The organism is Pseudomonas sp. B2M1-30 (genome assembly GCF_025447575.1).
GTDB classification, from domain to species: domain Bacteria; phylum Pseudomonadota; class Gammaproteobacteria; order Pseudomonadales; family Pseudomonadaceae; genus Aquipseudomonas; species Aquipseudomonas botevensis.
Genome location: NZ_JAOEJT010000002.1, coordinates 70736 through 89718, shown reverse-complemented (window position 1 = coordinate 89718; position 18983 = coordinate 70736). Strand labels below are relative to the sequence as shown.

General features: G+C 62.0%; 20 protein-coding genes. 13 read left to right on the top strand and 7 right to left on the bottom strand.

Features of this window, described 5'->3' with window-relative positions:
• Window positions 1–33 precede the first annotated feature (33 nt).
• The 4 genes from N8H74_RS04100 to N8H74_RS04085 all read left to right on the top strand — a co-directional run bounded on the left by N8H74_RS04100 (window position 34) and on the right by N8H74_RS04085 (window position 3531).
• Window positions 34–1710: an MFS transporter gene (locus tag N8H74_RS04100; protein WP_217829681.1), complete on the top strand. Its 1677-nt coding sequence runs from the start codon at window positions 34–36 to the stop codon at window positions 1708–1710.
• A gap of 203 nt (window positions 1711–1913) precedes the next feature.
• Window positions 1914–2420 (top strand): PaaI family thioesterase, encoded by a 507-nt coding sequence (locus tag N8H74_RS04095; RefSeq protein ID WP_262146332.1) that lies wholly within the window; start codon window positions 1914–1916, stop codon window positions 2418–2420.
• Window positions 2417–2800 (top strand): hypothetical protein, encoded by a 384-nt coding sequence (locus tag N8H74_RS04090; protein ID WP_262146331.1) that lies wholly within the window; start codon window positions 2417–2419, stop codon window positions 2798–2800. Before N8H74_RS04095 ends, N8H74_RS04090 begins: the two co-directional genes overlap by 4 nt.
• A 68-nt stretch (window positions 2801–2868) precedes the next feature.
• Window positions 2869–3531: a glutathione S-transferase family protein gene (locus tag N8H74_RS04085; protein WP_262146329.1), complete on the top strand. Its 663-nt coding sequence runs from the start codon at window positions 2869–2871 to the stop codon at window positions 3529–3531.
• A 50-nt stretch (window positions 3532–3581) separates the two neighbouring features.
• Here N8H74_RS04085 and N8H74_RS04080 read toward each other — a convergent pair whose 3' ends face one another.
• Genes N8H74_RS04080 through N8H74_RS04065 form a run of 4 tightly spaced genes read right to left on the bottom strand, consistent with a single transcriptional unit; the run spans window position 3582 to window position 7819 of the window.
• Window positions 3582–4700, bottom strand: a complete 1119-nt coding sequence (locus N8H74_RS04080; protein ID WP_262146328.1) for an agmatine deiminase family protein — start codon at window positions 4698–4700, stop codon at window positions 3582–3584.
• A 49-nt stretch (window positions 4701–4749) separates the two neighbouring features.
• Complete coding sequence (locus tag N8H74_RS04075; RefSeq protein ID WP_262146327.1) at window positions 4750–5853, bottom strand: extracellular solute-binding protein; 1104 nt, start codon at window positions 5851–5853, stop codon at window positions 4750–4752.
• Window position 5854: 1 nt separating this feature from the next.
• Window positions 5855–6763, bottom strand: a complete 909-nt coding sequence (gene aguB / locus N8H74_RS04070) for an N-carbamoylputrescine amidase (RefSeq protein WP_262146326.1) — start codon at window positions 6761–6763, stop codon at window positions 5855–5857.
• Window positions 6764–6766: 3 nt separating this feature from the next.
• Entirely contained in the window at window positions 6767–7819 is a 1053-nt protein-coding gene (locus N8H74_RS04065; RefSeq protein WP_262146324.1) for an agmatine deiminase family protein, read from the bottom strand.
• 137 nt (window positions 7820–7956) lie between these two features.
• Between N8H74_RS04065 and N8H74_RS04060 the strand changes: the two genes are divergently transcribed.
• A complete protein-coding gene (locus N8H74_RS04060; RefSeq protein WP_262146322.1) occupies window positions 7957–8817 on the top strand; it encodes a LysR substrate-binding domain-containing protein in 861 nt (286 codons plus the stop codon).
• Here the strand turns inward: N8H74_RS04060 and N8H74_RS04055 are convergent.
• Complete coding sequence (locus N8H74_RS04055; RefSeq protein WP_262146321.1) at window positions 8780–9721, bottom strand: LysR family transcriptional regulator; 942 nt, start codon at window positions 9719–9721, stop codon at window positions 8780–8782. The genes N8H74_RS04060 and N8H74_RS04055 overlap by 38 nt on opposite strands.
• A gap of 133 nt (window positions 9722–9854) precedes the next feature.
• Here N8H74_RS04055 and N8H74_RS04050 point away from each other — a divergent pair, with 133 nt between their 5' ends.
• From N8H74_RS04050 to leuD, 3 genes are all read left to right on the top strand, one after another.
• Window positions 9855–10247: a RidA family protein gene (locus N8H74_RS04050; RefSeq protein ID WP_262146320.1), complete on the top strand. Its 393-nt coding sequence runs from the start codon at window positions 9855–9857 to the stop codon at window positions 10245–10247.
• 174 nt (window positions 10248–10421) lie between these two features.
• On the top strand, window positions 10422–11843 hold the full coding sequence (leuC, locus tag N8H74_RS04045) for a 3-isopropylmalate dehydratase large subunit (RefSeq protein WP_262146318.1): 1422 nt from the start codon (window positions 10422–10424) through the stop codon (window positions 11841–11843).
• A 3-nt stretch (window positions 11844–11846) separates the two neighbouring features.
• Window positions 11847–12455 (top strand): 3-isopropylmalate dehydratase small subunit, encoded by a 609-nt coding sequence (gene leuD / locus N8H74_RS04040; RefSeq protein ID WP_262146317.1) that lies wholly within the window; start codon window positions 11847–11849, stop codon window positions 12453–12455.
• A 36-nt stretch (window positions 12456–12491) separates the two neighbouring features.
• Here leuD and N8H74_RS04035 read toward each other — a convergent pair whose 3' ends face one another.
• The gene (locus N8H74_RS04035; RefSeq protein WP_217829668.1) at window positions 12492–13409 is read right to left on the bottom strand and encodes a LysR substrate-binding domain-containing protein; all 918 of its coding nucleotides are present in this window, start codon (window positions 13407–13409) and stop codon (window positions 12492–12494) included.
• Window positions 13410–13540: 131 nt separating this feature from the next.
• On the opposite strand from N8H74_RS04035, the gene N8H74_RS04030 reads away from it, so the two are divergent.
• The gene (locus N8H74_RS04030) at window positions 13541–14878 is read left to right on the top strand and encodes a 2-hydroxycarboxylate transporter family protein (protein WP_262146316.1); all 1338 of its coding nucleotides are present in this window, start codon (window positions 13541–13543) and stop codon (window positions 14876–14878) included.
• A gap of 3 nt (window positions 14879–14881) precedes the next feature.
• Here the strand turns inward: N8H74_RS04030 and N8H74_RS04025 are convergent, their stop codons facing one another.
• Window positions 14882–15262 (bottom strand): VOC family protein, encoded by a 381-nt coding sequence (locus tag N8H74_RS04025; RefSeq protein ID WP_225929852.1) that lies wholly within the window; start codon window positions 15260–15262, stop codon window positions 14882–14884.
• A gap of 687 nt (window positions 15263–15949) precedes the next feature.
• On the opposite strand from N8H74_RS04025, the gene N8H74_RS04020 reads away from it, so the two are divergent.
• From N8H74_RS04020 to N8H74_RS04005, 4 genes are all read left to right on the top strand, one after another.
• Window positions 15950–16135 carry a DUF1843 domain-containing protein gene (locus N8H74_RS04020; protein WP_217829977.1) on the top strand — a complete coding sequence of 62 codons (186 nt, stop codon included), beginning with the start codon at window positions 15950–15952 and terminating at the stop codon, window positions 16133–16135.
• A gap of 32 nt (window positions 16136–16167) precedes the next feature.
• Window positions 16168–16800, top strand: a complete 633-nt coding sequence (locus N8H74_RS04015; RefSeq protein WP_217829666.1) for a DUF1842 domain-containing protein — start codon at window positions 16168–16170, stop codon at window positions 16798–16800.
• A gap of 41 nt (window positions 16801–16841) precedes the next feature.
• Entirely contained in the window at window positions 16842–17414 is a 573-nt protein-coding gene (locus N8H74_RS04010; RefSeq protein WP_217829665.1) for a DUF1842 domain-containing protein, read from the top strand.
• 102 nt (window positions 17415–17516) lie between these two features.
• The gene (locus tag N8H74_RS04005) at window positions 17517–18980 is read left to right on the top strand and encodes a GDL motif peptide-associated radical SAM/SPASM maturase (RefSeq protein WP_262146313.1); all 1464 of its coding nucleotides are present in this window, start codon (window positions 17517–17519) and stop codon (window positions 18978–18980) included.
• Window positions 18981–18983 lie beyond the last annotated feature (3 nt).

Here is an 18983-nt window from a genome sequence, read left to right as displayed (position 1 = left end):
TGCAACAACAAAAAGCACGACGGAGAAACACTCATGGCGGTTCTCGACAGCATGTCTACAGGCAGCGCCCCGCATCACAGTGTCAGCAAGGAGGAGCGCAAGGTCATTTTTGCCTCGTCCCTGGGGACGGTGTTCGAGTGGTACGACTTTTACCTTTACGGCTCTCTGGCGGCGATCATCGCCAAGCACTTCTTTGCCGGCGTGAATGAGACCACGTCCTTTATCTTCGCCCTGCTCGCCTTCGCCGCCGGTTTTGCGGTGCGGCCGTTCGGGGCGATTGTGTTTGGGCGGTTGGGTGACATGATCGGGCGCAAGCACACGTTTCTGATCACGATCGTGATCATGGGTGTGTCGACGGCCATTGTGGGTTTTCTGCCAGGTTACGCGACCATCGGGGTCGCGGCGCCGATCATTCTGATCACCCTGCGGCTGCTGCAAGGCCTGGCGCTGGGCGGTGAATACGGCGGCGCGGCGACCTATGTGGCCGAGCACGCGCCGAAGGGCAAGCGTGGCTATTTCACCTCGTGGATTCAAACCACCGCGACCCTTGGTCTGTTTCTGTCGCTGCTGGTGATCCTCGCGTGCCGTACCGCGCTGGGCACTGAAGCGTTCGAGGCCTGGGGATGGCGGATTCCGTTCCTGCTGTCGATCCTGCTGCTGGCGGTGTCGGTGTACATCCGCCTGCAACTGAACGAATCGCCGGTGTTCATGAAGATGAAAGCCGAGGGCAAGGCGTCGAAAGCGCCGCTGACCGAATCCTTCGCCCGCTGGGACAACCTGAAAATCGTGATCATGGCCCTGCTCGGCGGCACCGCCGGCCAGGCGGTGGTCTGGTACACCGGGCAGTTCTACGCGCTGTTTTTCCTGTTGCAGACGCTGAAGATCGACCCGCAGACCGCCAACCTGCTGATCGCCGGTTCGCTGCTGATCGGCACGCCGTTTTTCGTGCTGTTCGGTAGCCTGTCCGACCGCATTGGCCGCAAGGGCATCATCATGGCCGGGTGCATTCTGGCGGCGGTGACCTACTTCCCGATCTTCCATGCGCTGACCCAGTACGGGAACCCGGATGTGTTCGTCGCCCAGGAGAAGAACCCGGTCAAAGTGATCGCCAACCCCGACCAGTGCTCGTTCCAGTTCGACCCGGTGGGCAAGGCCAAATTCACCAGTTCGTGCGATCTGGCGAAAACCGTGCTGGCCAAGCGGGCCATTCCTTACGAAAACGTCGTGTCCGAACCGAACACCGTGGCGCAGGTGCGTATCGGTGACAAAGTGATCGAGAGCTTCGAGGGCAGCGCCCTGCCCGCCGCCGACTTCAAGACCCGCAACGACGCCTTCACCGCCAGCCTCGGCGCCGCACTCAAAGAGGCCGGCTATCCGGAGAAAGCAGACCCGGCCAAGACCAACTACCCGATGGTGCTGCTCCTGCTGACCATTCTGGTGATCTACGTGACCATGGTGTACGGGCCGATTGCGGCGTGGCTGGTGGAACTGTTCCCGGCACGGATTCGCTACACCTCGATGTCGCTGCCGTATCACATCGGTAACGGCTGGTTTGGCGGGTTCCTGCCGACGGTGGCGTTTGCCATGGTCGCCGCAACCGGAGATATCTATTACGGCTTGTGGTATCCGATCGTGATTGCGGTGATGACAGCGGTGCTGGGAATCTTCTTCCTGCCGGAAACCAAGGATCGGGATATTCAGCATTCTTGAAACCGCTCCCCCTCCTCGTGGGAGCGGCCTTGCTCGCGAAGGCGTCGGACCAGTCGCAATAATATTGACTGACCCGACGCCTTCGCGGGCAAGCCCCGCTCCCACAAGGAGTCCTCCGAGACTGTAGGAGAGCATCCTCAAACCGAGCCGTTCAGGGTTAGAATCCGCCCCGGTTCTGCTCACTGTTTAAGGATGATCCCGGCATGACGACTCTCGGCACTTCCCTGCAAGACACCGCCGCTCCGGAAGGGGTTTGTTTCGGCTGCGGCAGCAGCAATCCCCATGGTCTGCACATCAAGAGCCATTGGCACGAGGACGGCGTGCATGTCGTCGCCGAGCACCTGCCCGAAGCCATGTACTGCGGCTGGCCGGAACTGGTCTACGGCGGGCTGATCGCCATGCTGGTGGACTGCCACTCCAACTGGACCGCAATGGCTTACCACTACCGCGCCGAACAACGCGAGCCAGAGAGCCTGCCGCGCATCAACTGCGTCACCGGCAACCTCGGCATCAAGTTCATCAAACCGACGCCAATGGGCGTGCCGCTGACCCTTAGCGCAAGAGTCGAGGGCGAAGTCGGGCGCAAGACCCGGGTGATCTGCGAGGTCTACGCCGGGGATGTGCTGACAGCGGTGGGCGACTCGGTTTTTGTGCGGGTGGACACTGAACAACTCGCCGCAGCGGCGCATGAACGCAAGGAAGGCCAATGAGCTCCAGAACAAAACACTTACTGTCGATCACTGCCCTTAGCCTGCTGCTGGTCGGCACGTTGCAATGGTTTCTGTACGAAATCCCGGTGACGGTCGCCCAACTCAAATTCGGTAGCATCCCCTCTTCACTGTTGATGGAAATGGGACTGATCACCGTCGCCCACTCAGTGATCGTCGCAAGCGTTGCGCTGCTTCTGGCGCTTTTCAACAAATGCCTGGCAAGTTACGTCGCACTGATTCTCGTCTTTTCGCTCTATGTCCAATTCAACACAGGAGCCAACGCTGCTGGTCCGGCACTGGCGTTATTGCTGATAGCTGCGCTCGGCTACGTCACCTTCATCAAATCGAGGCAATTGATCCGCTACTATCAAGCGAAGTGAAGACTGCCGGTGCATAGGCGAGCTATACCTGTGTAGTGCCTTTTGCCGCTGCCCCGGAGCACCGCCCCATGGATCTGACCCTCTACTACCACCCGCTGTCGTCCTACTGCCACAAGGTGCTGATCGCCCTGTATGAACAGGGGATCGCCTTCGAAAAGCGCCTGATCGACCTCTCCAGCGAGGCCGAACGCGAGGAGTTGCGGGCCTTGTGGCCGCTGGTGAAGTTCCCGGTGATTCAGGATCGCGCCCGCCAGCGCAATATCGCGGAGTCGAGTGTGATCATCGAGTATCTGGATCACGTCCATGGCGGCTCGACGAAGCTGATTCCCGAAGACTGGGACACCGCGTTGCAAGTGCGGTTATGGGACCGGATTTTCGATCACTACGGGCAGACGCCGTTGCAGAGAATCGTTGCCGACCGCATCCATGCCGGCAACGCTGATCTGAGCGGCGAACGGGCCACCCTGCTGACGATGTACGGCATGCTGGAACGGCAATTAGTGAGCGGCCAATGGGTCGCCAGCCCGGACTTCAGCCTGGCCGACTGCTCTGCCGCCCCCGCGTTGTTCTATGCGAGCACACTGGTGCCAATTCCCGAGGATCACCACCGGTTGCATGCCTATTTCGAACGACTGGTGCAGCGCCCTTCCGTTGCCCGGGTTCTCGAAGAAGCCAAACCGTGGTTTGACTTCTATCCGTTCGCCGAGGCGCTTCCCGCGCGTTTCCGCTGATCGGTTATCGAAGGTTCCCACGCTCTGCGTGGGAGCAGTCATGACGGGTATTACGCCGGTTGATGACTGGTCACGCAGTGAATCCCGCCACCGCCCGCCGCAATGGCGTCGATGTTGATTTGCACCACCTCACGGTCCGGGTAGAGCTGGCTCAGCAGATCGAACGCCTTCTTGTCCGCTGCCTTGTCGCCGAACTCCGGGGCGATGACCGCGCCGTTGATCACGAAGTAGTTGATGTAGCCGGCGGCGAAGTCCGGGTTGTCCTGGTTGAACTTGCTCTTGCGCGGTTTCAGCGGTGGCGACACCACATGGATTTGCAGCGCACGGCCATCGGCGTCGGTGGCTTTCTTGAGGATTTCCAGGTGCGCCAGGGTGACCTTGTGATCGTAGGACTCCTCGTCGGTGTCGAGGTTGGCGATCACCACGCCCGGTTTGACGAAGCGCGCATAGAAGTCGACGTGAGCGTCGGTGATGTCCTTGTTCTTGATCCCCGGCAGCCAGATGATCTTGCGCAGGCCCAGTCGTGCCTTGAGTTCGGCCTCGACATCCGCCTTGCTCCAGTCCGGGTTGCGATTGCTGTTGATCCAGCAGCTCTCGGTCATGATCGCGGTGCCGTGGCCGTCGACTTCGATACCGCCGCCCTCGCCCACCAGTTCGCTGCGGATGTAGGTCGCTTGCGCATCGGCTGCGACCCGTTTGGCGATCTTCGCGTCCTTGGCGTGTTGCTGCTTGCCGCCCCAGCCGCTGAAGTTGAAATCCACCGCGCCGAGGCCGTTGTTGTCGTCGATGACGAAGTTGGCGCTGATGTCGCGCATCCAGATGTCGTCGAGTGCAGCGGTCTGGTAGGTGATGTTCGATGTACCGCAAATCTCTTCGGCCAGGCTGCGTTCACCGCTGCGGCAATAGATCGTCAGCGGCTCATAACGAGCGATGGCCCGGGCGATGCGGCCGAGGGCTTCCTGGACGTCTTCGGTGAAGTCTTCCCAGATGGCGTCCTGCGCGCCGAATGCCATGAACGCGCGCTCATGTTTGTCGCCCTCGTCGGGCATGAACCAGCGCCCTGTGCCGGCCGCCAGCACGCGTGCCGATGACAGGCCAAGGCCCATGACGGCAGCACCGACACCGGCGGCGACGGAAACCTGTTTGATGAACTCGCGACGAGTCGGCATGTGTACGTTCCTGATGTTGTAGTGGGCCGCCGGGCGGCCCGGATAAAAATCACTTTGCAGTGGCGGTCTTGAACTTGGTCCAGGTGCGCATACGCGCGCGCATGTCGGCCTGGGGAATGTCCTTGCCCGGTATCAGACGAGCATAGGTCGCTTCGTCGAGGTAGATATCCGGGTTGTTGCGCATGGCCTCGTCCACCCCGGCCCGGGCCTTGGCGTTGGAGGTCGGGTAACCGGTGAAATTGCTGATGGCGGCCATGTTTTCCGGGCGCATCACGAAGTTGATGAAGGCGTAGGCGTACTCCGGGTGTTTGGCATCGACCGGAATGGCCATGGTGTCCATCCACACCGTGGTGCCTTCGCGGGGCACGCGGTACTGGAATTGGGTCTTCTTGCCGGCGCTGTCCGAGGTGCGCTGGGCCTGGGTCATGTCGCCACTGTAGCCGAGCGACAGGCACAGGTTGCCGTTGACCAGGTCGGTCACCGGTTGCGACTGGAACTTGCGGATGTACGGCCGCAGCTTCATCAGCACGTCACTGGCCGCCGCCAGATCCGCCGGCTTGCCACTGCGCGGATCACGACCGAGGTAGTTGAGCACCACCGCCAGCGCTTCGTCCGGCGAGTCGATCATCGAGATCCCGCAATCGGCAAACTTCGCCGCCAGCTCCGGTTTGAACAGCATGTCCAGGCTGTTCACCGGCGCATCGGCCATGCGCTGCTTGATCTGCTCGGCGTTGTAGGTCAGGCCGATAGTGCCCCAGGTATACGGCACAGTGGCCTTGTTCGAATGTTCGTAGTGGCTGCGCAGTTTTTGCAGACCCGGTTCGATATCACTCATCGCGGCGATTTTCGCTGGTTCCAGCGGCAACAGACTGCCGGCGCGCATCAGGCGCTCGGCCACGGTGTCGCCGGGGAAAATCAGGTCGTAACCACTGCCGCCGGAGAGCATCTTGGCTTCCAGGGTTTCGCTGCCGTCCATGACGTCATAGATCACCTTGATCCCAGTCTCGGCGGTGAACTTTGTCAGCGTGTCTTCGGCGAAATAATCCGCCCAGTTGTACAACCGCAGGGTCTTGTCTTCGGCGTGTACGGCGGGCATCACGCCGACCAGCGCCAGGCCCAGAGCGCCCAGCAACCACTTGTTCGGGGTATGCATATCAGACTCCTTGAGGATTCCAGCGGGCGTGAAGGTGACGGCCGTCCTGACTCAGCAGCGGGCCATACATTTCCGGGCGCCGGTCGCGGTAGATCCCCCAGCTCAAACGGTCTTCGCGCATGGCTGCCAGATCGAGGGTGTGCACCAGCACACCCGTGCTGTCACGGTCGGCTTCGGCGAGCAACTTGCCCTTGTGGTTGCTGATGAACGACGAGCCGTAGAAGCGCATTTGCAGATCCGCGTCGCTGCCCGCCACTTCATGACCCACCCGGTTGGACGCGATCACCGGCAGCAGGTTGGCAGCGGCGTGGCCGCGCATGGTCATCTGCCAGTGGTCCCGGGAATCCAGCTCCGCGCAGCCCGGTTCCGAACCGATGGCGGTGGGAAACAGCAGCACTTCGGCGCCCATCAGCGCCAGGCAGCGCGCGGTCTCGGGGAACCACTGGTCCCAGCAGATGCCCACGCCGAGCCGGCCGAACGCGGTGTCCCAGACGCGGAAACCGGTGTCGCCGGGGCTGAAATATTCCTTCTCCTGATAGCCGATGGCGTTCGGGATGTGGGTCTTGCGATAGACCCCGAGCAGGCGTCCGTCGGCATCGGCCACGCTCAGGGAGTTGAAGTAGGCGTTGCCGGCCTTTTCATACCAGCTCAGCGGCAACACCACGCCCAGTTCACGGGCCAGGGCGGCGAAGCGCGCCAACACTTTGCTGTCGCGGTATTCCTCGGCCAGGGCCATGTGCGCATGGTTCTGTTCGATGCAGAAGTACGGCGTGGCGAACAGCTCCTGCAACAGGATCACCTGCGCGCCCTTCGCGGCGGCTTCGCGTACCAGCACCTCAGCCAGATCGAGGTTGCTTTTCAGATCCCAGGTGCAGGGCATCTGGGTGGTGGCGATGTTCAACAGCGTCATGACTCAACCCTCCACCGGCCAGGCCGGCTGTTGCTGGGTGATGCAGTGCACCCCGCCGCCGCCATGGGCCAGATGATTGATGCGCACCGGCACCACTTCGCGGCCCGGGAAGGCCCGGGCAAGCGTTTCGGCGGCGACCTTGTCAGCGTCGATGCCATAGGCCGGCATGATGATCGCGCCGTTGGCGATGTAGAAATTGGTGTACGAGGCGCAGAACACTTCGGCCTCGGTGTCCACCGCATCGCTGGCTTCATAGAGTTCGATCAGCTCGAATTTGCGTCCCTGAGCGTCGGTCGCCAGCTCCAGCGCACGACGGTTTTCCCGCACGACTTCGGCGTACACCGAGCTGCGGTCATGGGTCGCGTCCACCAGCAGCACGCCAGGACGGGCGAAGGCGCAGACGCCATCGACGTGGCCGTCGGTCATGTCGCCGGTCACATAATCCGGGTCACCCGGCAGCCAGACGGTTTTCTTCACGCCGAGCAGGCGGCTGAAGATTTCTTCCATTTCGGCCTTGCTCACGCCGGGGTTGCGATTGGGATTGAGCAGCACCGATTCGGTGGTGATCAGCGTGCCTTCGCCATCGACGTGAATCGCCCCGCCTTCGTTGCTCAGGGACGTGCCGAAACATTCGCCGCCCAACTGATTGAGCACGCGGCGGGCCAGGCTTTCGTCCAGATCATGGGCCGATTTGCCGCCCCAGGCGTTGAAGCGCCAGCTCACCCCGGCCAGGCCTTGTTGCGGATGGCAGACGAAACTCGGGCCGGAGTCGCGGCACCAACTGTCGTTGACCGCCAGCTCAATCAATTCGATGTTCGGCCCGCACAAGGCCTTGGCGCTGGCGACGGCGGAAGGATCGACCACCATTTTCACCGGTTCGAACCGGGCGATGGCGTTGGCCACCCGGGCGAAATCTTCCTGCACCAGCGGCAGCGTCACGCCCCAACCGGACTCCCACAGCGCCTGATTGTGCGGCCAGACCATCCACGTCGCGGCGTGGGTCACCCACTCAGCCGGCATCATCCAACCGTTGTTGTTTTTATTGTTCTGCTGCATGGTAAAAGCCCTTTGAGTTAAGCCATTGTGTTCAATGAAAAACAGCCTTGGCGGCGTTGGCAGCTATGCTACGCAGGCCCTTCAGGGCGAACAAACGATGGATTTAGCGGATAAATGATTAGAGGAACTTATCGATCATGCTGAAACACTGGCCACCTCTCAGCTCCCTGCGCGGCTTCGAAGCGGCGGCTCGACTGGGGAGTTTTCACAAGGCCGCCGAAGAGCTGAGCCTTACCCAGTCAGCGATCAGCCAGCAGATCCGCAGCCTTGAGGCGTACCTTGAGCAGCCGCTGTTTTTCCGCAGCGGACGCAGCGTCGCCCTGACCGATGCCGGCCACGATCTGCTCAGCACCACCCAGGCGATGCTCCAGCAATTGGCCGTGGGCATCCGGCGCCTGGGGCAATATCAGAAACCCAATCAACTGGTGCTCAACACCACACCGGCGTTCGCCCGGCATTGGTTGCTGCCGCGCCTGGGCGAATTCCGTCGCGAGCATCCGGAAGTGGATTTGTGGATTTTCAGCACTGACGAAGTGCCGGACATGGCGACCCAGACCATCGACCTCGCGGTGCGCGACGACATCAGTTCGCAGGCTGAATGCAGCTTCCGCGTGCTGCATGCTGATCGGCTGTATCCGGCGTGTCATCCGAGCCTGTTGGCGGTCGCGCCAGCCCGGCGCACCACCCTGCACGGCGAGCGGGAGATGGACTGGAGCCATTGGGCGGTGGAGTCCGGGATCGACGTCGGTCAGCAAGGTCAGGGGCTGAATTTTTCCGACCCGGGGCTGTTGCTGGACGCCGCCTGCAGCGGGCTCGGCATTGCCCTGGTCAGCCAGTTGCTCAGTCGCAAGGCGCGCGCCGACGGGCTGTTGCAGCCGTTGGCGGAGAACACCATCCGCGGCCCGAACTGGGCGTTACTGACCCACCGCGACAGTGAAAGCGACCCGATGGCGCGGGCCTTTACCGAGTGGCTACTAAAGCATCTGGCCGATCAATGAGCGGTGCGTGCCGGGCCATGACCTCGGCGACCCAGTCGATGAACACCCGCACCTTGCGGCTCAGATGCCGGTTCGGTGGATAGGCGACGTACAGCGGCATCGGATCGAGGCGCCAGTCTTCGAACAGCGGCACCAGTTCGCCCCGCGCCTGATGGGCATCGGACATGTATTTGGGCAGCCATATGACCCCCAGACCGGCAAGGCCCGCTGCCAGATAGGCATTGCCGTCATCCACGGCCAGGGCATGACGGCCGCGTATTTCCAGTCGTTCGTTGTGATTGCTCAGGGAGTAAGGCAACGGTTTGCCGGTGCGCGCCCAGAGGAATCCGACCACGCGATGATCGGAGTTTTCCAGCTCTCGAGGATCTACCGGAGTGCCGGCGCGGGCCAGGTAATCCGGCGCCGCGAACACTCCGAGTTGAAGATCGGCGACCCGCCGGGCCATCAGCGACTGATCCCGTAATTCACCGCCACGCACCACGCAATCGACGTTCTCATCGATGATGTCGACGATGCGATCACTGACGCCCATCTCGATCTGGATGTCCGGGTAGCGCGCATAGAACCCGGGCAACGCGGGGACCAGAATCAGCTTTGCCAACGGGCTGGGCACGTCCACACGCAGACGTCCCTTGGGCTGGACCGAAGCGCCGGACAGGCTGGTTTCAGCGTCCTCCATGTCGGCCAGCAGCCTGATGACCCGTTCGTAGTACGCCGCGCCGTCCACGGTGACGTTGACCTTGCGCGTGGTGCGGTTGAGCAACTTGACCCGCAGCCGCGCCTCCAGTTGCTGCACCAGATGCGTCACGGTGGTCTTGCTCATGTGCAGCGTCTGCGCCGCCTTGGTGAAGCTGCCCGCCTCCACCACCCGCGCGAACGCCTGCATTGCATCAAAACGGTCCATTGGCACCCCGGATTTCGCGCCGATTGTTTGGATTTCAAAAACAGTGATCGCCAAGGTTGCTGGTTTATCCGCCCGGCGCAAGCGCTTTAAATTTCCTTCAACACAGGTTCAACCCCCTTGAAGGAGACACCCCATGACCCGTGACGTCGTTTTCCCACCCAAACGCCAGGCGCTTTATGAGCGCAATCGCTACTCACCAGCCGTGCGCTCCAATGGTTTTCTGTTTGTCTCAGGGCAAGTCGGCAGCCACGAAGACGGCTCGCCCGAGCCGGATCTGCGACAGCAGGTGCGGTTGGCGTTCAGCAATCTCAATGCCGTTCTCGATGCGGCGGGCTGCAGCTTTGATGATGTGTTGGATGTGACCGTGTTCATGGTCGACCCGCAGGCCAAGTTCGAAACCATTTGGGAAGTCGTGCCGGAGTTCTGGGGCGAGGCGCCGTTTCCGAACATCACCGCTGTGGGGGTGACGTGGCTGTACGGGTTTGATTTCGAGATCAAGGTGATTGCGAAGCTGCCGGAGGTTTGAGCTGCAATCCCTCGCCCCATCACCCAGGCCCTCTCCCAAGGGAGAGGGCAACAACGCCACAGCCTTTGATTATTCACACTTCATGATTAACAACTTCACTAAAGCAATCTTGATGCAAATCTCGCGTTGAATATTCTTTCGGTAGTCCGAACCGACCGAAAAGAGCCAACGCCCATGAGCCGCCCCAGAACGCTGTACCAGAAGCACATCGACAGCCACACCGTTTGCACCCTCGACGATCAGGGCCATGTGCTGCTTTATGTGGACCGTCAGGTCGCCAACGAGTACACCAGCCCGCAAGCCTTCAGCGGGATGCGCGAGGCTGGACGTGAAGTCTGGCGGCCGGGGGCGACGCTGGCGGTGGTCGATCATGTGAACCCCACCGCCCCTGCCCGCACGGCGACGATGCCGGACGCCGGCGGCGCGCAGCAGGTGTCGTATTTCGAGAAGAATTGCCGGGATTTCGGCATCGAGCTGTTCGATGTCCTCGACAAACGCCAGGGCATCGAACATGTGGTGGCGCCGGAGCAAGGCTTCATTCTCCCCGGCATGGTCGTGGCCGCCGGTGACAGCCATACCACCACTTACGGTGCGCTGGGCGCCTTTGGTTTCGGTATCGGCACCTCGGAGATCGAGCACCTGCTGGCCACCCAGACCCTGGTCTACAAACGCCTGAAAACCCTGCGCGTGACGGTCAACGGCGTGCTCGGCGCGGGCGTGACCTCGAAGGACATCATCATGGCGCTGATCGAGAGCATCGGCGCATCCGGGGCCACCGGTTATGCGATCGAGTTTGCCGGCCCGGCGATCGAAGCCCTCAGCGTCGAAGCGCGCATGACCATCTGCAACATGGCCGTGGAGGCCGGTGCCCGAGGCGCGTTCATGGCGCCGGACGACAAGGTCTTCGCCTACCTGCAACTCAAGCCACGCGCGCCCAAGGGCGAACGCTGGACCCAGGCCGTCGAGCGCTGGAAAACGCTGCGCAGCGACGACGGCGCCGTGTTCGATCGCGAGGTCACCCTCGACGTCGCGGCGCTGGAGCCGATGGTCACCTGGGGCACCAGCCCCGATCAGGCCGCCCCGGTCGGCGGGCATGTGCCGGACCCGGCCGCGCAACCCGACCCGATTCTGCGTCAGGGTCTGCAACGCGCCCTCGACTACATGGGCCTGCAACCGGGCATGCCCCTGAGCGACGTGGTGATCAGCCACGCCTTCATCGGCTCCTGCACCAACGCGCGGATCGAGGACTTGCGTGACGTCGCCCGCGTCGTGCGCGGCAAGCATGTGGCGACTCACGTACGGGCGATGATCGTGCCGGGTTCGACGCTGGTTCGGCAGCAGGCCGAAGACGAAGGGTTGGCGCAGGTCTTTCTCGACGCCGGTTTCGAATGGCGGCAATCGGGTTGCTCGATGTGCCTGGCGATGAACGATGACGTACTCGCCCCCGGCGACCGTTGCGCCTCCAGCACCAATCGCAATTTCGAGGGCCGTCAAGGCGCCGGGGCGCGTACTCACTTGATGAGCCCGGCGATGGTCGCTGCCGCCGCCATCAGCGGGCATTTGACTGACGTGCGCGCGCTCGCGCAGGAGGCTTGAACCATGCAGACATTCAACACCGTCACCGGCAGCGCCGCGCCGTTGCTGGCCGCCAACATCGACACCGACGTGATCATGCCCAAGCAGTTTCTCAAGGGCATCGATCGCCAAGGGCTGGATCGCGGCTTGTTCTTCGATTCGCGGTTCCTCGCTTCCGGCGAGCCGAATCCGCAATTCGTGCTCAACCAGGCGCCGTGGAATACCGCGACGTTTCTGGTCACCGGCCCCAACTTCGGTTGCGGCTCCAGTCGCGAACATGCGGTCTGGGGCTTGAAGCAAGTCGGCATCCGCGCACTGATCGGCACCACGTTCGCCGGGATTTTCTACGACAACTGCCAGCGCAACGGCGTGTTGGTGATTCAACTGGACGAGGCCGGATTCAAGCGCGTTGCCGAGGCCAGCAGCATCGCCGCCACGGCGCAGATCAGCGTCAATCTGCCGGAACAACACATCGAACTGGCGGACGGCTCAGTGATCGGTTTCGAGATCGATCAACTGCGCAAGCAATCGCTGCTGCTGGGGCTCGATGCGATCGGCACCACGCTGCAACGGGCCGGGCAGATCCGCGCCTTCGAAGCCCGGCATCTGGCGGACAATCCCTGGTTGGGCTGACAAAAAAAGGCCGGGCGCTGATGGCGCCCGAGCTTTTTATTCGACAGACATGTCGCGGAAATACGCTTCCAGAAACTCCACGCAAACCCGCAATTTCGCCGACTCGCTGAGCCGGGTTGGATAAACCGCCCAGACGTTGGCGCTCTGGGTGTATTGCTCCAGCACCTGCACCAGCCGGCCCTGCTCCAGCATCGGTTTCACGTCCCACATCGAACGCAGCAGAATCCCGCCGCCGCTCAACGCCCACTCCAGCACAATCTCGCCGCTGTTGGAGGACAACGGGCCGCTGACCCGCACCGATTCCTCCTGTCCGTCGCGAGTCAGGTTCCACACGCCGAACGAATTGTTGCGCTCCTTGAGCACCAGGCAATCGTGATCTTTCAGGTCATCGAGGGATTGCGGCGTACCGCGTCGCGCCAGGTACTCGGGCGTTGCGCACAGCACGCGGCGGTTGCTCACCAGTTTGCGCCCCAGGTGCTGGCCCGGCAGGTCGTCGCCGACGAGGATTTCCAGATCGAAACCCTCGCCGACGATGTCCACCACCCGGTCGAACACATCCAGGCGAATATCGAGTTTGGGATAGGTCTGCGACAGCTTGCAGATCGCCGGCGCCACGTGGTTACGCCCGAAACCGAAGCTGCTGCAAATGTGCAGCGAACCGCTGGGCTGGTGCCGGGCCTGGGAGATCTCGCCGAGAAAATGATCGAACTCCCCCAGCAGTTTTTCCGCCCAGACCCGCACCCGCTCACCGTCGTCGGTCAGCGCGATGCGCCGGGTGGTGCGATGCAGCAGTCGCGTCGCCAGCGTGCTTTCCAGTACCGAGATGCGTTTGCTGACGTAGGCCGGGGAATAACCCAGCTCGTCGGCGGCGCTGGCGAAGCCGTTTTTGCGGATCACGGTGAGGAAAACCTTGAGGTCTTCGGGCAAGGGGAATTGGTCACGATTCGTGTTCATACGCCGCATACTTCCGTTGTTTATCGCGTGATTTGCGAAAGATACCATCAAATTACCGGACCGCCACGCGCTGCCGGTTCACCGTGGTTTTCCTTGAATCCTCGATAAAAACAAACATGAGGAACAGCGTCATGAACGATGCCCTTGAGCAATCCCTGAAACTTGACGACGGCCGCCCCGACGGCTGGCTGCAACGCCTGCGCAGTTACGAAATCGGCGTGATCCCGCTGCCGATATTCCTCGGCATCGCCGTGATCGTGTTTCTCTCGGCACACTTGGGTTTTCTGCCGAAAAACATGATCGGCGGCCTCGCGGTGATCATGACCATGGGCGTTTTTTTCGGCCAGATCGGCTCGCGCCTGCCGCTGCTCAGGGAAATCGGCGGAGGTGCGATCCTGTGCCTGATGCTGCCGTCGATCCTGGTGTTCTACGGCTTCTTCGGCGCGCCGACCCTCGACGCCACGAAGATGCTGATGAAGGAAGCCAACTTCCTGTATTTCGTGATCGCCAGCCTGGTGGTCGGCAGCATTCTGGGCATGAGCCGGTTCATTCTCGTGCAGGGCATGCTGCGCATGTTCATCCCGCTGCTCGTCGGCACTCTGGCGGCGGTCGCCAGCGGGCTGATCGTCGGCAAACTCGCCGGCTACAGCGTTTACCACACGTTCTTTTTCATCATCGTGCCAATCATCGGTGGCGGGATTGGCGAAGGGATTCTGCCGCTGTCCCTGGCCTACTCGGCAATCCTCGGCGGCACGCCGGACATCTATGTCGCACAGCTGGTGCCGGCCGCCGTGGTAGGTAACATCGCGGCGATCATCTGCGCCGGTTACCTTGCCCGCATGGCCCTGAAACGCCCGGCGATCAACGGCGAAGGCGCGCTGATTCGGGCGAAGGCCGAGAACGACAAATTCAAGGTCAAGGAAGAAACCGCCACCCACATCGACCTGCGGCTGATGGGTGCCGGCGTATTGATCATCTGCGCATTCTTCGTGCTTGGCGGCCTGCTGGAAAAAGTCGTCGGCATCCCGGGGCCGGTGATGATGATTCTCGCGGCGGTGCTGTTCAAATACGTGCGGGTGCTGCCGGAGCGGCTGGAGAAAGGCGCGCAGTCGTTCTACAAACTGGTGTCGTCAGCGTTCATCTGGCCGGTGATGATCGGCCTGGGCATGCTCTATGTGCCGCTCGACAGCGTGGTGAAGGTGTTCTCGGTGGGGTATGTGCTGGTGTGCATCAGCGTGGTGGTGTCGATGACCGTCGCCGGTTTCTTCATCGGCTACCTGATGAAGATGTACCCCATCGAATCGGCCATCGTCACCTGCTGCCACAGCGGCCTGGGCGGCACCGGCGATGTGGCGATCCTGTCGGCGTCGAATCGCATGTCACTGATGCCGTTCGCGCAGATTTCCACGCGGATCGGCGGGGCTTCGACGGTGATTCTGGCGACGCTGCTGCTGGGGATTTTTGCCTGAAGATCAGCGCGGCTCGATCTGGGAAAACGCCAGGTGGTAGCCATTGCAGTCGCGAATGCCGAAGTCCCGTGAGCCATAGGCCATTTCCTGAAGCGGCCAGACGATCTCGGCTTTGTCCTTGATCGACTGGTAGTAACGCTCGACATCGCTGACCGCAAAGTAGAACGTCCCGGAGCAGGAAACCGGCAGCGACCAGAGATCCTGCCCGGTGAAGATCAGCCGGCTGTCCTCGAGCTGCGCGGTGATGGTCGGCTCGAATGAGTCCGTCACGGTAAAGCCGAGGACATCCCGGTAATGGTCGCGGGTGCTGGCCAGATCGTTGCAGCGAAGGAGCAAGGTCAGGGGCATGTCGGCCTCGGCGGTTGGGGTGAGCATCGCGCGCATGATGACTTCACTCGGGTCCGTGCAGCAATGGGTAGCAAGCTTGCGACCCGAGTCGCCAGCGCCCCGTTCTTCTCCCGTAAATCCGGGCCGGGCGGGATAAGGAACGCAAATCAAGCGGTTGAAGCGGTTATCGTCAACCCCTTTGCTGAACCGCCAATTTCCCTCTTGCAAACCAGCATGACCGTTCGGCGCTTTTTCTGGCAGGCGCGCGGATTCGGGTCTAGGGTTGCGTGGCTGGCGAAATGCTGGCCACGTGACGAGCAGCCCGTCTGTCGCTCGCCATCAGCAGCACTGGAAGATAAATCAGGGATGGTTTTTTGTGCTTGCGCAGGTTTGCACTCTTGAAGAGTGAATGACCGATCCCTGTATTTCGTTGCTTTCTATCAAGGACAGAAAGATGAACAACGTACAGACGCACTTCCCCCGCTTGCCCCTCCGGCAGCCCCCTTCGTTGCCCCCTGCGGCCAGACCTGACGGTTTCGGCTGACGGCGCCCGCGCCTGACCCGACGACTGTTCGTCGAGCCGCGCAGACTCGAATTCACCACCAGATCCGGACGGTTCAGGTCGCGACCTCACCGGGAAGACTGTCGCCGGTTTTCCAGACGAGAGATGTTGCCTGCCCGCCAGGAAAGGCGCCCCTGCGTCGACGGGGGCTGTACGGCAACACCTGCGAGGAAGCCCTCGATATGACCGGTGCAAATCACAACATGCCCCCTTACGGGGTGGCCATCCAGGACGCGATCACTGGAGGCAACCTGCAGCAGATGAAGACTTTGTTGAAGCAGCGCGATTCGACGAAGCCGGAAGCGAAAGAGCTGAAAACCGCGTACGAAAAACTGGCCAGGGAAGTTTCCCGTCTGGAAAAACCCTAGGGCCATTACCCACTGCAATGGAGGCAATCAACATGTCTGGTTCTGTTCAGCAACAAAACGTCGGCTTGTTTCCTGTGAGTTACCGGATCGGCACCGGCCTGCCGGGTGCGCAAAGCCTTTCACTCAGCCTGCTGGTTTCCACGCCAGACAAGCATGTCACCGGCACCGCCGCCATCACCCAGGCGACCAACCCGCCGCTCGACATCGACTCGGACGTCTGGGGCGAATACACCTACATGACGGTCATGAAACCCGCCGTCAGCAAGATCCTGATCACCGCCCAGGGCAACCACGGCGGCCCCGGCTCCAACTCCATCGTGAATTTCAAGATCCATCTGGTGGTCGGCGAAGACTGGCGCGAAGGCGTGGCCAACTATGAATACTTCGACGGCCAGCGCTGGCATGAGGTGAACAACGTGCCCGCGCATCTGGTCGAGGTTCCGTCGCACGTCTTTCAACCCTTCAATCCCGGCCCGGTCATTCTTCCGAACCCGCCGATCCTGCCGCTGTACGCCGCGCCGATCCAGAGCGCAATCAGCAGCGGTGACCTGGCCCAGATGAAGAGCCTGGCGAAGCTGGCCCAACAGCAACTGGATCAGCAACCCGAACTGCAGGAGGCAGTAAAAGCCGCGAAGGGCGAAATCAGCAAGCTGCAAGCACGCTGATCCGGCCACTGAATCCGCCAATCATTCAAGGGAGTAACACCATGTCGATCGGACTTTTCCACACCCGCCTCATCGCCAGCAATTCACTGCTCGGCGCACCGGTTCTGACCCTCGACCTGCTGGTCAACACCGTCAGCAAAAAAGTCAGCGGCGTTGCCAGCATCTTTCAAAGCACCTGGCCGCCGCTCAATTTCCATGCCCGCGTCTGGGGCGACTATTCCGAGGCCAAACTGACCCCATCGGTCGAGAGTCACATCATCCTCACCCTCGCCGGCAGCCCGAGCGGTCCGCTGAGTCAGATCGCCCAGACTTTCGGCCTCAAGGGCATCCTCGACAACTGGACCAGCGGGTTTGTCGATTACCGCTACAACGAAGGCGGTCAGTGGCACCAGGTCAGGCACGTGGCGGTGCATCAGGCATCGACCGTCGAGCCGCCGCCCCATCACGCTGTGCCGCTGTATGCGGTGGCCGTGCAGACGGCCCGGGAAAGCGGTGATCTGGCGCAGATCAAGGTCGCCGTGCAACAGGGCGAACAGCAACTGGCTCACCACGACGCCTTGCGCACTGCGCTCGGTCAGCTGAACGCGGAAATCGCGCGACTGGAAGCGCGCTAAGCGACAACACCGGGCGCCGCCGAAAGGGGTCGCGCCCGGTGTTCCAGCACCCCCGAGGTCAGTCCATTCGTGCCGTGCACAGGCCTGTGCACAAGGATTCCCATGACAGACAACCGCCCTGCCCGCTACCTCAGCGAAAACGATCTCAAACGCTACGTGCCGGTACACGTGGTCTGGGAGATCACCCTGGCCTGCGACCTCAAGTGCCTGCACTGCGGCTCCCGCGCCGGGCATCGGCGCCCCGACGAGCTCAATACCCGCGAATGCCTGGACGTCATCGACTCCCTGGCCGCCCTCGGCACCCGCGAGATCACCCTGATCGGCGGCGAGGCCTATCTGCGCAAGGACTGGACGCAACTGATTCGCGCCATTCACGACCACGGCATGTACTGCGCCATCCAGACCGGCGGGCGCAACCTGACCCCGGCGAAGATGCAGGCAGCGGTGGACGCCGGCCTCAACGGCGTGGGCATTTCCCTCGACGGACTCGCGCCCTTGCACGACGCAGTGCGCAATGTACCCGGCTCATTCGACAAGGCCGTGGACACCCTGCGCCGCGCCAAGGCTGCGGGACTGGCGGTCAGCGTCAACACGCAGATTGGCGCGGCCACCCTGCCCGACCTGCCGGAGTTGATGGACACCATCATCGAACTCGGCGCCACTCACTGGCAGATCCAGCTCACCGTGGCGATGGGCAACGCGGTCGATCACCCGGAGCTGCTGTTGCAGCCCTATCAATTGCTCGACGTGATGCCGCTGCTCGCGCGGCTGTATCGCGAAGGCCTGGATCGTGGCCTGCTGATGAACGTCGGCAACAACATCGGTTACTACGGCCCTTACGAACACCTGTGGCGCGGCTTCGGCGACGAGCGTATTCACTGGAGCGGCTGCGCGGCCGGCCAGACCGTGCTGGCGCTGGAAGCGGACGGCACGGTGAAAGGCTGTCCGTCGCTGGCCACCGTCGGTTTCTCCGGCGGCAACGTACGCAACATGAGCCTGCACGACATCTGGCACTACAGCGAAGGCATCCACTTCGGCCGTCTGCGCTCGGTCGATGACCTGTGGGGTTATTGCCGCACCTGCTATTACAACGACGTCTGCCGGGGTGGTTGCACCTGGACGTCGCACTCGCTGCTGGGCAAACCCGGCAACAACCCGTACTGCCATTACCGCACCCTGGAACTGGAAAAACGCGGACTGCGCGAACGCATCGTCAAGCTCGAAGACGCCGCGCAGAAATCCTTTGCCGTCGGCCGCTTCGACCTGATCACCGAACACATCGACACCGGCGAACAGGTCGCCAGCGTCAGCGACAGCGGCCAGGTGATCAAGCTGGCGTGGATCAATCAGGGCCAGAAATCACCGGACGAGGGCCGCATCCCGCAACGCCTGAGTCTGTGTCGCGGCTGCCGCCAGTACATCCACCCCCACGAAACGACCTGCCCGCACTGCGCCGCCGATGTCGCCGCCGCCGAAGCCGAATACCAGGCCGACCGGATGCGCCAGCAAGCGATCATGAACAACCTGACGCGCCTGCTGGGAGTGGCGCCCAGTACCTTGAGTTGATGC

Coding starts and splice junctions, on each gene's coding strand:
- N8H74_RS04075 (WP_262146327.1), bottom strand. CDS start 5,853: ATGCATACCCCGAACAAGTGGTTGCTGGGCGCTCTGGGCCTGGCGCTG.
- N8H74_RS04050 (WP_262146320.1), top strand. CDS start 9,855: ATGACCCGTGACGTCGTTTTCCCACCCAAACGCCAGGCGCTTTATGAG.
- N8H74_RS04005 (WP_262146313.1), top strand. CDS start 17,517: ATGACAGACAACCGCCCTGCCCGCTACCTCAGCGAAAACGATCTCAAA.
- N8H74_RS04010 (WP_217829665.1), top strand. CDS start 16,842: ATGTCGATCGGACTTTTCCACACCCGCCTCATCGCCAGCAATTCACTG.
- N8H74_RS04030 (WP_262146316.1), top strand. CDS start 13,541: ATGAACGATGCCCTTGAGCAATCCCTGAAACTTGACGACGGCCGCCCC.
- leuD (WP_262146317.1), top strand. CDS start 11,847: ATGCAGACATTCAACACCGTCACCGGCAGCGCCGCGCCGTTGCTGGCC.
- aguB (WP_262146326.1), bottom strand. CDS start 6,763: ATGACGCTGTTGAACATCGCCACCACCCAGATGCCCTGCACCTGGGAT.
- N8H74_RS04060 (WP_262146322.1), top strand. CDS start 7,957: ATGCTGAAACACTGGCCACCTCTCAGCTCCCTGCGCGGCTTCGAAGCG.
- N8H74_RS04080 (WP_262146328.1), bottom strand. CDS start 4,700: ATGCCGACTCGTCGCGAGTTCATCAAACAGGTTTCCGTCGCCGCCGGT.
- leuC (WP_262146318.1), top strand. CDS start 10,422: ATGAGCCGCCCCAGAACGCTGTACCAGAAGCACATCGACAGCCACACC.
- N8H74_RS04055 (WP_262146321.1), bottom strand. CDS start 9,721: ATGGACCGTTTTGATGCAATGCAGGCGTTCGCGCGGGTGGTGGAGGCG.
- N8H74_RS04085 (WP_262146329.1), top strand. CDS start 2,869: ATGGATCTGACCCTCTACTACCACCCGCTGTCGTCCTACTGCCACAAG.
- N8H74_RS04035 (WP_217829668.1), bottom strand. CDS start 13,409: ATGAACACGAATCGTGACCAATTCCCCTTGCCCGAAGACCTCAAGGTT.
- N8H74_RS04090 (WP_262146331.1), top strand. CDS start 2,417: ATGAGCTCCAGAACAAAACACTTACTGTCGATCACTGCCCTTAGCCTG.
- N8H74_RS04065 (WP_262146324.1), bottom strand. CDS start 7,819: ATGCAGCAGAACAATAAAAACAACAACGGTTGGATGATGCCGGCTGAG.
- N8H74_RS04025 (WP_225929852.1), bottom strand. CDS start 15,262: ATGCGCGCGATGCTCACCCCAACCGCCGAGGCCGACATGCCCCTGACC.
- N8H74_RS04015 (WP_217829666.1), top strand. CDS start 16,168: ATGTCTGGTTCTGTTCAGCAACAAAACGTCGGCTTGTTTCCTGTGAGT.
- N8H74_RS04020 (WP_217829977.1), top strand. CDS start 15,950: ATGACCGGTGCAAATCACAACATGCCCCCTTACGGGGTGGCCATCCAG.
- N8H74_RS04100 (WP_217829681.1), top strand. CDS start 34: ATGGCGGTTCTCGACAGCATGTCTACAGGCAGCGCCCCGCATCACAGT.
- N8H74_RS04095 (WP_262146332.1), top strand. CDS start 1,914: ATGACGACTCTCGGCACTTCCCTGCAAGACACCGCCGCTCCGGAAGGG.